Genomic DNA, 12,696 nt, shown 5'->3' on the forward strand with positions numbered 1-12,696 from the left:
GATCGGTAGCCTCATCGATCCATCACGCGCAGACCTCAGGGCTTCCCGCCTGCGCGTATCGTCGCCTCATTGATCGCGCGCACCTTGGTCTCGTCCACCTTTTCGATCTTGCGGTCGTAGGTGAACAGGCCGTTGTGCTCACCCTCGACATCCGTGATCTGGGTGTAGACGCTGCCGGACACGCCTATGGCCGGACCTTTGTCACGCAACACGGCGGTATTAGCGACGTAGCCGTCGTTCAGCGCGGCGTTGTCTTTCACCTCGCCGTACGGGTTGATGGGCGTGTTGGGCCAGACGTGGCCGGGAACACCCAGAGTCAGGCCGCCATGCTCACCGTCCATGGAGGCGCGCGTTGCGTCAGGGCTGGGCAGGCCAGGGCCCTGGTAGTCATGAACGTCGATGACGTCGCCGGCGTGCGGATCGCCCTTGGTGTCGCAGCAATTGAGGCCGCTGCGCGCGTTGACCAGACGCGAGGGGTCGAGTTGCTTGATCTGCGCAGCCAGCTCGGCGGCGGCAGGAATGCTCCACTGGCCCCAGCCTTCGTTGAACGGGATCCAGCCGATGATCGAGGTTTCGCCGTCGAGCTGGTCGACGATGGCCGAGACGTCGGCACGGAAGCTGGCCTTGTCGGCGGCGCTGAGCTTGTCGTTGCTCCCGGTCGGCAATGCTGGCATGTCCTGCCACACCATCAAGCCGATGCGGTCGGCCCAGTAGTACCAGCGCGCCGGCTCCACCTTGATGTGCTTGCGGATGGTGTTGAAGCCCAGGTCCTTGGTTTTCTGTATGTCGAACTTGAGCGCCGCGTCGGTGGGCGCGGTGTAGATGCCGTCCGGCCAGTAGCCCTGGTCCAGCGTAGCCAGTAGGAAGGTCGGCTTGCCGTTCAGCACGATGCGGTTGCGTCCGCCCAGCTTCGTGACGGCGATGGAGCGCAGGCCGGCATAGCTGGTTACCTCGTCGCGTTGATCGCCCTGCTTAAGCGTCGCTTTGAAGGTGTACAGGAAGGGATCCTGCGGGCTCCACGGGCGCGGATGCGCTATGGCCAGATGCAGCGGTTGGCCAGCCGGTCCGCTCGCCTCACCCACCGCCTTGCCATCCGCGTAGGCGGTGACATGCAGCGTGGCGTCCTCGCTGCGGCCGTGCAGTTTCGAAGTGACAGTGAAGGCATCCAGGCTGCTTGCCGGCGTGAAGTTCAGTTGCGCCACGCTGGTGACCGGCACCGGCTCCAGCCACACCGACTGCCAGATCCCCGAGGCCGCGGTGTAGAAGATGCCTTCGGGTTTCAGCCGCTGCTTGCCAACCATCACGTTGGCGCCGTCCACCGGCGCATGCACGGCAACGATGATCTCCTGCGGCCCGTGCGGGCGAAGCGCTGACGTAATGTCCGCGCCGAAGGATGTATAGCCGCCGGCATGGCGCGCCACCTGCGTACCGTTGACGTACACCGTGGCGTCGTGGCTCACCGCGCCGAAGTTCAGTCGCACGTGCTGGCCATGCGCGGTGAAGGCAGACGGGATGTCCACCAGCCGGCGGTAGAGCATGAAGTCCGAATGCTTTTGCACGCCCGAGAGCACTGACTCGATCGGATATGGCACTAGCACTTGGTTCTTTAGCGCCTGGCCGAACGGCGGTGCGCCTTTCCCGTCGCCTGGTGCGTACTGCCATAGCCCGTTCAAGTTCATCCATTGCGGATGCTCCAGCGACGGGCGCGCCAGCTGCGGGCGCGGATACTCGGGCAACGCGTTGCCGGGCGACACCGCGGCTGTCCACGGCGTCGCTAATGGCGCGACTTTGCCGTTCCAGACTGTCGCCTGATCCGGCGCCGCCATGGCCATCGACGCAAAAACCATGGCCATAGCCATCCAAGCGCTCGCGCTCCATACCTTGATGTTGCTCGTCATTTGCCCATCCTCATCAGATGTTGCTTTGTGGTTGCGACAATCGTTGCGCTGTCGCGACCTGGCCGCTTATGCAGCGGGCATTTCGGACGCCTGCCGGCGCCCGAGTCACTTTCTCTTTGCTGACCCAAAGAGAAAGTAACCAAAGAGAAATGGTCGGAAGAGCGAGGCGTGCTTTCGTAGCTGCGCATCTTCCAGTGTCAGGCTGCGGGATGGTTTTTCGCCTTGCTCCCTCCCCTGCTCGCAGGGGAGGGTTGGGGAGGGGTGAGTACTTGAGGAAGCGTATCGGGAGAGGTTTTCGCAAGGGCTCACCCCCTCCCGGCCTCCCCCTGCAAGCAGGGGGAGGAGAAAAGCGCGCGTGGCTCTGACTCGAAGCCAATCAGATCCAGAAGAGTGAGGACAGGAAGAGAAGCCCTCCAGACGTCTGACACTGGAAAAGGTGTAGCTACAAAGCACACCGCCTGCTCTTCAGGCCATTTCTCTTTGGTTACTTTCTCTTTGGGCCAGCAAAGAGAAAGTGACCCGGACCGCGGCAGCGGTTCGGAATGCCCGCTGCATAAGCGGCAAGCTCGCGATAACCCAACATCGCTGCTTCGCGAAGCCCCGGCGATCACTGCCGGTCCACCGACATCGAAAGCGGCGCATCGCTCGCGTCAGCGCCCCAAGATTTGTTTGGCTCAGGCCCCATCACGAGCACCAGCGTGCCGCCGTTCGCGATGTCAGCATGGCTGAACCAGGGTTTGGTCCACGGCTTGCCGTTGAGCGTGGCGGACTGGATGTACATATTCCGGACCGAGTTGTTGTGCGCGACGATCTCGAAGATTTTGCCATTGCCCATGCGCAGGCGGACCCGGTCGAAGATCGGACTGCCGAGGATGTAGTCGGGGCTGGAGGGATCGACCGGATAGAAGCCTATCGCGCTAAGCACATACCAGGATGAGGTCGAGCCTTGGTCGTCCATGCCGGGGAAGCCGTAGCCGCTGGCGTCGCTACCGTACAGCTCGGCGAGAATGCGGCGTATCAGCGCCTGCGTCTTCCAGGGCTGGCCGCTCCACGCATAGAGGTAGGCCGCCTGCTGGTCTGGCTGGTTGCCTTGCACGTACTGCCCAATCAAGCCGGTGCAGTCGCGGCAGATGCCTTTGGGTTGGTAGGGCGTGGAGAAGAATGCGTCGAGCTTGGCATTGAACGCGGCGCGTCCGCCGAGCAGATCGATCAACCCTTGCATGTCGTGCGGCACCAGCCACAGCGTGGACCAGCCCGAGGCTTCCTTCATCATGAAGTTGTAGTACGGCTCGCCCGGATCGAACGGCGAAATCCACTTGCCGTCTTCGGTGCGGCCGCGGAAGAAACCCACCGACGGATCGAATGCGTTGCGGTAGTTCGCCGCGCGACGCATAAACATTTGAGCGTCTTCCGTCTTGCCGAGCCGACGGGCGACATCCGCCAGCGCGTGATCGTCCCAGGCGTATTCCAGCGTGGTGGCGACGCCCGCCTTGCCGCCAGCATAGGGCGGACTGGAACTTGCCGGCGGGACGATGTCAGAGATCCAGCCGCTCTTCATGTATTCGGCCAGGTAACCGCGCGGCCCGTTAGGATCGGTCGCGTTCTTGCGCAGGTACTCATAGGCGGCGGCGTAGTCGAACGGGATGCCGCGCTGCCACGCGCCGTCGTAGAGGAACACGGCATGGTCGCCATGGAACGACGTGTTCATGTAACCGCGTTCGCGTGCCATGTCCAGCTCGGAACGCATGATGTCCTGCACCACCTGCGGCTCGAGCAGCATCAGCAGCGCGACCTGGTTGCGGCCGGTATCCCAGAAAGGCACCGGTCCGTAGCGGTCGTAGTCGGCGACTTGCACGTGGCCGTTGGTGTCGGTAAACCGATCGCCCTTGCGCACAACCAGCCGCGGGCTGGCGAAGGCGTGGTACAGCGTCGAATAGAACAGCATGCGCTGCTTCGGTGTGCCGCCGGTGACTTCAACACGGTCGAACAGTTGTGCCCATGCCGCGCGTGCCTGCGTGTGCACACGCTCGAAATTCCAATCAGGGTCCTCTGCGCGTAGCCGCTGTTCGGCCTCTTCAGCACTGTGGCCGTGAGCGATCTTCACCAGTACCTGCTCACCCGCCCGCGTGTCGAAGGTGCCGTAGGCGCCCGCGTAGCTGCCGGAGACGTTGCGCCGGCCAGCCTGTACATCCTCATTGCCGATCCCGTAACCCTGGTTAGTTTGGTCCGCACGGAAGGTGCCGAAACTGGCGAACGGCCGCGAGAACTCGGCAACGAACCAGGGGCCGTTCGAGTCGTGCTCCGATTTTCCATCCGCATTGACGCCGCGAAGGGTGCGGTCACCGACCACCTCCACCTTGCCGCCAGGACGGCGCAGGTTGACGACGACGTTCGAGCGGTGGCTCGCCGGAAAGGTGAAACGCATCAGGCTAGTCCACTGCGTCGCCGTCAGTTCGACCCGGGTGTGGAACGTGGCGAGATCGACTGCGTAGTAACCGGGCGATGCCTTTTCGCTCGCCTTGTCGTAGTACGACGGCGTGTAGTCCGGCGGCACGGTCCAGTCGCCCACCACCGGCATGACCATCGGCGCGCCGCGACCGCCATAGGTCGAGCCACCACCGCCGGTGAAACCGATCATCGTGGGGCGGCCATAGTCATAAGAGGTGGCGACGCCAGTGGGATAACTGAGATCCACGTTGATGTTGACCGGTGCCGCTTCGGTCGAACTTTGCGGCAGGCTCGCGCCCGGCGACGTCATGCCCGAATACAGCGGCTCGCCCGGCGGCGGCGCGTTGCCGATCAGCACCTGCCGGTCCAGCGGCGCGGTACCGACCAGCGGGTTAGCTTCATCAACGGCCTGCGTGGTGGATCGAGGCGCATGGCCGCTCTGGGCGTCGCTTGCGCCGATGGTTCCCAGCGCGACGATCGCCAGCACGATGCTCAGAGCAGTGTGCCGGTTGAGGATCAACGAGACGCAACGGCGAAGGTGTGCAAGAGATGGGTTCATGGTTTCCTCGGTGCGGAAATCAGCGCATCCGCTACCGTGCCGGCAGCAAAAGCAGAAGGCCGGGTAGCGGGGTCAGGCAGGACGCCCGACCCCGCTCGCCGTTTTTTAACCACCATCTCCGAACTTGTACGTGATGCCCATGTAGTACTGGCGTCCGGCATATTCGAGTTGGTATAGCCGCGCCGTGGTGTCGCCACCCAGGTATTGGCGAGGGGTGGAACGCGTCAGGTTGATGATCGACGCGGTCAACATCAGGTGCTTGTTGAACTCGTAGTCGCCGTTCAAGTCGAGCTGGTGATAAGGCTGCGTATAGATCGGAAGACCCGATGACAGCCCTTGCATGGTCCGGCCCGTCCAGTTGCTGGTGGCGCGCAGCAGCAGTCCATTCTTTTCATAGAACACCGAAAGGTTCGCCGCGAACTTGGCGCTGCCGATCAGTTCCGATTTGCCCACCTGCGTGTCGCCGAGCGAAACGGGGGTTTCGTTGGTCTTGTTGAGCGTGTAGTTGGCGATGTAGCCAAAGCCCATGTTGAAGGTGTGCTGCGTGTAGATCTCCACACCCTTGGACGTGCCCGAGCGACCGTTGGCGTTGGTGCTGTACTGCATGAAGTTCTGCTGTGAGCCACCGACGTTCACGTTGATGTTGTTGACGGTGACTGGTACGACAAAGTTCTTCACCTTCTTCTGGAACAGGTCCACGCCGATCACTGATTCGGGCGCGTAATACCACTCGCCCGCCACGTCGAACTGCGTGGCCGTAAAGGGCTTCAGGCCCGCGTTGGCACCGCTGCCGTACCACCCGGGCAGAGGTGCGCCGAATTGCTTGCGGTCGTTGTAGTAGTCCTGCGTGTTGTTGGTGAGGCTGCCCAGCTGGGCCAGGTCGGTGTAGTTAGCGCGAGCCATTGCCTGTGATCCGGCGACGCGCACCACGACGTCGTGCGGGAGCGTCCACGCGACATTGAAGCTGGGCAGGATCTTGTTGTACCGCTTGCTGGTGGTGGCATTGGTGAATGTCTCGATCACCGACTGTTCGCGCGGCAGATACTGGAAGTCACCCGGCGCGCATGGGCCGCCGGCGATGTTCTTACCGGTGGTCGGACAGATCAGGATGTTGCCGCCCGCATCGTGGTAATACACGGCGTTGTTGGTGGTGATGTCGTTGGCGACCGTGAGGTCCTGCTTCGTGCTGACGAAACGCAGGCCGACGTTGCCGCGCAGCGTGCCCGTATCGAAGTTGGCCTGGACATAGGCGGCCGCGATCTTTTCCTTGACCGTCGATTTGTCCTGGGGCTTGTTGTAGACCACCCGATCGTAGGTCGAGTTGAGATAGTTGTAGTAGGCCGGGAAATTGATTGCCGGGAAGGTGTTGTCGTTGTAAGCCTCGGTATGACCATCCAACGGGTTCGGCAGCAGGAAGCCCGCTGGCAGCTGGCCAGCATTCGGATCGCAGGTCTGGAACTGCGACTTGGTGCCTTTGCAGTACCAACGCAGTTCGTTGCTCTGCTGCTCGGCGTGGTTGTTGCGGTACTTCACGCCAAACTGCAGCGATTGCATCCAGCTGTCGTCGAAGGCCCACGTGAAGTCCGCCTGGGCGAAATTCTGCGAGGTCTTGGTATTGACCATGTTCGAGCCGGTCGAGCCAAGATCCACCTGTCCCTGGCCGGCCAGCATGTTCCGCAGCACATCAGGCGAGGCCGTGATGGTCGGCGTGCCGTTGAGCGTCCACGCGGCTCCGTTGCTGCCGTCCACCCACTGGCCGTTGACGAAGTTACGCGGCTTGGCGGCCATGCCCAGCTCTACCGACGGACCACCCGTCGCCCAGGTGCGGCCGACGTTGAACGATCCGCTGAGGCTGCCGCCGGTATCCCACTCGCCTTCAAGGTTGAGGGTCTGCGACGTGGCCTTTTCAACGGAGTAATTGCCGTTGAGCCACGGTATCTCCGTGGAGCAGACGTTCACCGCTTGTCGTTGCGCGCCGGTGACGGGGTTCGTCGTTGAGTTACAGCCCTGCCCGGCGCGCGGAAGAACGTAGTTCGCACCGGTGACGATGGTGTGCGACGAGTCGAACGTCAGACCGTTGGGAGCGAGCAACCTGCCCTGCTGGTCCGCGAAGTTGTTGTTGCTGGGCAGCCCCCACTCGGGAACCTCCAGGGTATTGGTGATCTGGGTCTGCTCGCGCTGGAAGCGGAAGTAGTTGCCTGTCAGCAGGAGGTGGTCGATGGGTTTGAACTGCAAGGTGGCTTGAGCGCCCTTGGACTTCAGGTCCAACTGGTTCCGGCTGGTGGCGAACTGCTGCGGCATCCAGTAGCCCGAATAGCCGTTGCCGGCCTGGTCGACCACCCCACCACCCGACCACAGGGCCAGGTTGGGTGCCACGTCGGGGCCGTACGCCTGGCCATGCACGTTCGTCGGCTGATGGGTACACGTTGCTGTGTCGGTGCAGTTGTTGTCCCACCAGTGCCAGCTCGAGGCATTGGCCGTGTAGTCGATATCGCGACGCTTTAGGTACGAGCCCGCAACAAGGAAGCCGAAGGTCTCATCCTTGTTCTTCCAGGACCACAGCGCCGAGGCCTGGGGGGTGATCCTGCTGCTGTTGTCGGAGCCCGCGCCATTGAAGGAAACGAAGCCGTCATTGGACTTCATCTCCAGCGGACGACGTGTGTGCAGGTCCACGTTGCCGCCAATGCCGCCTTCGTCCAGGCGCGCTTCCAGGCTCTTGTACAGCTTGATGTCCGAGAACATGTTGGCCGGCATCAGCGTGTAGTTGAACGAACGCGTCAGGCCGGCCGAGGTATCGGCCGAGGCCACGTAGTTGCCATTCAATTCCGTCAGCGTGAGTTCGGGCGCGAGGCCACGGATGCTGACCGTCTTGCCTTCGCCGGACTCGCGTGTGATGACCACACCGGGAACGTGCGCGAGGGCGTCGGCGATGTTCTTCGCGGGAAACTGCGCGATGTTCTGCGCGTTGATCACCTCGACGATCGAATTGGAATCGCGCTTGTCCTGCATGTTCTGGTCGACCGACTGACGAAAGCTCGTGACGACGACCGTTTGCAGCGTTGTGGGGTTGGTGGCGTCCCCGGTTTTCTCTTTATTGGCTTTCTTGTCCTTCGCCTTTGCACTATCGGACGCTGGTGCCGGCGCCGGTGTTGTCGTTGCAGCAGGCGTAGATGTCTGCGCAAAGGCGACCGCTGGTACGCCGAGGCTGCCCCCAAATGACAAGGTCGCCAAGGCGAGTGCGGCGTACAACGGCTTGCGCGTAAATACGTGTGGCAGGTAAGTCATGTTCTTGATTCCCCTACTTTGGTATGCGCCCTTCAGGAGTCGGCGCGGTGATCCCCCGTTGATCACTGCTGCGATGCGCGGTTTATTGCAGCAGGCATCCTCCTTTTTTCTCGAATTAGATCGATCTAAAATTTCGATATCCGACGGGCACTCGGCTCGTCAGCGGTGGATGTTTTTAAGGCCCCGGATGCGCTGCCGCGAAGGCCCGGGTCTGGCGTCGCCAAAGCGGCACGTCGCCGCTTGCACCGGCGCAGCCGGAGCCGGGCGCATTTTCCGAACGCCACTGCAATCTGCCGAAAAACAGCGGTTGCCGTCGTTGCGGTCGCCGATCGATGGATGGAACGCATCGACAGAACTCGCTGTCCTCCGCCCCGTGATTCGTGCGGGGAACAAGGCGGCCACTATCCCAGCGGCTGGCGACAGCCCCCGCGAACACGGGCACGCAGGCTGCGTGTGGGCCTGTCATTACGGGAATACGGACAGTTTCTGGTTTCATGCGGCGACTCCCCAATCCCCTCAACCGGTTTGGCGGGAAGCAGCACATCCCGGACGGCGCCTGACGCGTGCGTCCATAGCTCCTCGCCCTCTCCAAGTCATTCGGATCCTTCGCAACTGCGATATGACCTGGATCACTCTTGACTTGGATCGATCTAAATCCCCTTGGCGCAAATTAAGACGCTGAAGACGCAGCGTGTCACGCTGCGATGCAAAAACTCAGCTTCTGATTAATGGGGTTTGCGCCGGCTAGATCGCCAAACTGCGGACAGTGTCCGCAGTCGGAAGCGGGCAGCGACAACATGCCGAGCCGATGTTCTGCCCGCAACGTTCGTTTTCGAAAGCGGGCATCTGGAATGCGACCGAAGTAAACCTCTGCCGGTGTGCGGCGCTTAGTTGGCCAGCGATACGCGAGGCAGCTCCCTCACGGGGCGTGCCACACATGCGCCAGGAACGGTGCCTCGACGGGTGGATGGGCGACGCTGCCCGTGTAGTTAGTGATGGTGGACGCAGCGACGATCGCGATGACCTCAAGGAGATGATCCTTGCCGAAGCCTGCCGCGATGAACTGATCGACATCCTGTTCGGCAAGGTGTCCGCGTTTCTCGATCAGTGTCCGTGCAAGCGTCGAGAGCGCAGCGAGCCTGGCGTCCTTCGGCGCACGCCGCTCACGGATGGCTTGGACGTCGGCTGGATCGAGACCCTCGTTCAGCGCCAGCGCCGTATGAAACGCGACCGGCCATGCGCTTGCGTTGGTGACTGCGTTGGTGAGGAGAACGCACTGGATTTGCGCCTCGGTAAAACTGCCGCCGTGCACCTTTTGAAACAGTGCGACCAAGCTGCTGATCAGCACAGGAGAATTGGCCATCGCACCAGCGATGTTGGGGATCATGCCGAATGCCTGCTGCAGATTCTGTAGCGCGGGCTTCGACAGTTCAGGGGCGGAGTCGGTGGTGTGAACTGGAAAGGTTTGCATGATGTTCGACTTTTGTGGGGAGTGGGAAAAGCAGAAAAGGAGCCAATCTCGAAGTGGATGTCGTGGGCGACCACGGGCATCTCCGGGAGCTCGGCTAAACTGGACGCACCCATCATGCGAGGACAGGTTCCGGCACCTATGCCAAATAACCCTCGATTCGCGCCAGAAACGGCCCGACCCGATTTGTTACGGCGAGTCGAAGTCGTTGCGTTTCCTGCCGTGCAGATGCTCGATCTCACCGGCCCTTTGCAGGTCTTCGCGTCGGCTAACGACACTCTCACCGAGGCAGGTCGAGCGCCGCACTACGCGCTCCATGTCGTGGCGCGCGAGGGAGTGCATGTCACCGCATCAAGTGGGCTTGGGCTGACAACGGAGGTGTTGTCGCCGCTGGATGTGACGCTCGATACGTTGGTGATTGCCGGCGGCCCGGGTGTAGACGCGGCGGCGGCGGATCCGGCGCTGGTGGATTGGATACGAACGCGCGCCAGATCGGCGCGACGTGTCACTTCGGTCTGTACCGGTGCATTTCTACTCGCCGCTGCCGGCGCACTGGATGGCCGCCGCGCGACGACCCACTGGTCGTTCTGCACCGAGCTGGCGCGGCGCTTTCCCGCCGTGCGCGTCGAACCCGATCCGATCTTTGTGCGCGATGGCTCCGTTTGGACATCGGCTGGCGTAACCGCGGGCATCGACCTCGCCCTAGCCATGGTGGAAGAAGACCTCGGGCGCGACGTGGCGCTAGCTGTGGCACGTTACCTGGTGGTGTTTCTGAAGCGACCGGGTGGGCAGGCCCAATTCAGTACGGCGCTCTCGTTGCAAGTGGCGGATGACAAGTTCGGCGCGCTGCATGCGTGGATCAGTACGCATCTGGCCCAGGACCTTTCGCTTGAAGTACTGGCCGAGCAGGTTGCAATGAGTGCGCGCAGCTTCAGCCGCCACTATCGCGAGACCACCGGCCTGACACCGGCCCGCGCCGTAGAGCGGCTGCGAGTCGAGGAAGCGCGCAGGTTGCTTTCAGAATCGCAGCTGCCGGTCAAACGGATTGCGCAGCGATGTGGGTTTGGCTCGGAAGAGACACTGCGGAGAAGCTTCCTGCGCCTGCTCGCCACGACACCACAGGATTACCGCGCGCGTTTCGGCTCAGCTAAGCAGGGTCAGATTCACTCATCCAACAAGGGAAAGTGAACCTGACCCCATTGGCGTGACCCCGTTGGTGCGTTCTCAACCGATCGGTCCGGAGGGTGAGAGAGGCGCCCCGGACATCAGATCCCGGCATACCATTCGTAGCCTTGATCCTCCCAATAGCCGCCCTGCCCATCACCGATATCCTCGAACGAATCGACCAGTTCGATGCGCGCCAGGTACTTCGCCTGCTTGTAGCCAAGCTGACGCCCGATCCGCAGGCGCAAGGGCGCACCGTTCGGTACAGGCAATGGCTTGCCGTTCAACGCGAAGGCCAATAGGGTCTGCGGATGCCTGGCCTCGGCGATGTCGATGCTCTCGTAGTAAGGCGTGTCTTCTTCCATGTCGTCAAAGCAGTGGAACATCACGAAGCGCGCCCGCGGATCGACGCCGACATGATCGAGCACGGCAGAAAGCAGCGTTCCCTGCCACTTGCCAATGGCGCTCCAGCCTTCTACGCAATCGTGCCGGGTGATTTGCGTGTGCACATCGAGGCCTTTGAGGTCCTCGATGGAAAGCATGGCCGGTCGGCTCACCAACCCGTCCACCTGAAGTTTGTAGTCGCGAAAATGGTTGGCCATCAGCGCCTGATAGGCAGGCGTGGTTGGCATGGTGGTGCCATTGGGATGGAACACTGCCGATATGTCAGCTTCGGTATATTCCTTCGCCATGCTGCTGGATGGCGACAGCAAGGCTTGCACGCGGCGATTCAGGCCTTCGGCCTTACCGAGCACTTTAGGTCCCCACACGGTTTGCGAAATACGGTCGCAGCCGGCAACGAGGATGCCAGCCGCACCTACGATGGCCATATGCAGGAACGAGCGGCGGTCAGTCATGGGGGCGTTCCTCCGTCGGAGCGGATTCACTGGGCACATCCTCACTGGGCGTGTCCTCGCTCGGGGTGCTCGTATTGATCGGCGTGGTGTTGATCGCGAAGTAGCCGGTGATCATGCCTCGCAGCTGGTTGAACACGCCGCTGATCAACACTTCGAACAGGTGGATCAGCACGAAGACGACGAAGCCCCAGGCGATGATGAAATGGATGGTGCGGGCCGATTGTCGACCTCCGACGGCTTCGACCATGGGCGAAAGCACGGCATCCATGCGTGGCGACATGGCCAGACCCATCAGCACGATACCCACGCCGAATACGAAGATGACGGTCAGGTAGGCCAGTCGCTGCAGGATGTTGTAGCGCAACGCCTCTTCGCCATGAGGGTGCTTAAAGCGCAAATGATCGACGATGGATCGCCCTATGCCGCGCCAGTCTGCCCCGGTGGGCCACAAGTCTCGTTGCAAGTGTCGCGTAGCCACGGCGTAGCCGACATAGCACAGCCCGTTCAGCACAAACACCCAGGCAAAGAAGAAGTGCCAGCGTCGCCCCATCGCCAGCCATTGCGGGCCAGGCACGGTGAGCCAGGACGGAAACCCGCGCACTTGAGGGTTGCCGTCCTTTCCGCTCGAGACACCGAGAACGCCGGTAGTGGTGAACTCATGCTTCCCGATATGCGTAACACCCACCAAGTTCCCCGCCGCGTCCTTGCGGGCGTCCAAGGCCAGAATTTCGGTTCCTTCGTCGGATCGATTGCCCCAGTACAGACTTGGGTGCGCGTTGAATATCTGCAGCCCGCTGAAGAGCATGAGCGTCAGCGCGATAACGTTGATCCAGTGCATGATCCGAATCGGCAGTGGGTGCCGATAGATCACCTTGCGCGATTCCGTAACCGCCATGGGAATCGGAGGGGATACGTCTGCATCAAGGCCTTCCGTACTCATAGCCATACTCCGCGGAAGCAAGGCAAACCGAGCGGCACGGCAATCAGCTTACTCCTGCCTCGGCGGTGGCGCGCCGA

General features: G+C 61.9%; 7 protein-coding genes. 1 reads left to right on the top strand and 6 read right to left on the bottom strand.

All coding sequences use genetic code 11. The annotated features are described in order from the left end of the window. Positions 1-35 precede the first annotated feature (35 nt). The 4 genes from BM338_RS00500 to BM338_RS00515 form a co-directional block, all read right to left on the bottom strand. Positions 36-1,898 (bottom strand): glycoside hydrolase family 2 protein, encoded by a 1,863-nt coding sequence (locus tag BM338_RS00500; RefSeq protein WP_218156278.1) that lies wholly within the window; start codon positions 1,896-1,898, stop codon positions 36-38. 607 nt (positions 1,899-2,505) lie between these two features. Continuing rightward, entirely contained in the window at positions 2,506-4,905 is a 2,400-nt protein-coding gene (locus BM338_RS00505; RefSeq protein WP_090448832.1) for a GH92 family glycosyl hydrolase, read from the bottom strand. A gap of 105 nt (positions 4,906-5,010) precedes the next feature. Beyond that, positions 5,011-8,190: a TonB-dependent receptor gene (locus tag BM338_RS00510; RefSeq protein WP_090448833.1), complete on the bottom strand. Its 3,180-nt coding sequence runs from the start codon at positions 8,188-8,190 to the stop codon at positions 5,011-5,013. Positions 8,191-9,109: 919 nt separating this feature from the next. Further along, positions 9,110-9,661 (bottom strand): carboxymuconolactone decarboxylase family protein, encoded by a 552-nt coding sequence (locus BM338_RS00515; protein WP_090448834.1) that lies wholly within the window; start codon positions 9,659-9,661, stop codon positions 9,110-9,112. Positions 9,662-9,799: 138 nt separating this feature from the next. Here BM338_RS00515 and BM338_RS00520 point away from each other — a divergent pair, with 138 nt between their 5' ends. Then, positions 9,800-10,846 (top strand): GlxA family transcriptional regulator, encoded by a 1,047-nt coding sequence (locus BM338_RS00520; protein ID WP_090448835.1) that lies wholly within the window; start codon positions 9,800-9,802, stop codon positions 10,844-10,846. A gap of 77 nt (positions 10,847-10,923) precedes the next feature. On the opposite strand, the gene BM338_RS00525 is transcribed toward BM338_RS00520, so the two are convergent. Both BM338_RS00525 and BM338_RS00530 read right to left on the bottom strand, forming a co-directional pair. After that, complete coding sequence (locus BM338_RS00525; protein ID WP_090448836.1) at positions 10,924-11,679, bottom strand: molybdopterin-dependent oxidoreductase; 756 nt, start codon at positions 11,677-11,679, stop codon at positions 10,924-10,926. Further along, complete coding sequence (locus BM338_RS00530; RefSeq protein ID WP_255367143.1) at positions 11,672-12,619, bottom strand: cytochrome b/b6 domain-containing protein; 948 nt, start codon at positions 12,617-12,619, stop codon at positions 11,672-11,674. Before BM338_RS00530 ends, BM338_RS00525 begins: the two co-directional genes overlap by 8 nt. Positions 12,620-12,696 lie beyond the last annotated feature (77 nt).

Source organism: Dyella sp. OK004, from assembly GCF_900114495.1.
Taxonomy (GTDB): Bacteria; Pseudomonadota; Gammaproteobacteria; order Xanthomonadales; family Rhodanobacteraceae; genus Dyella_D.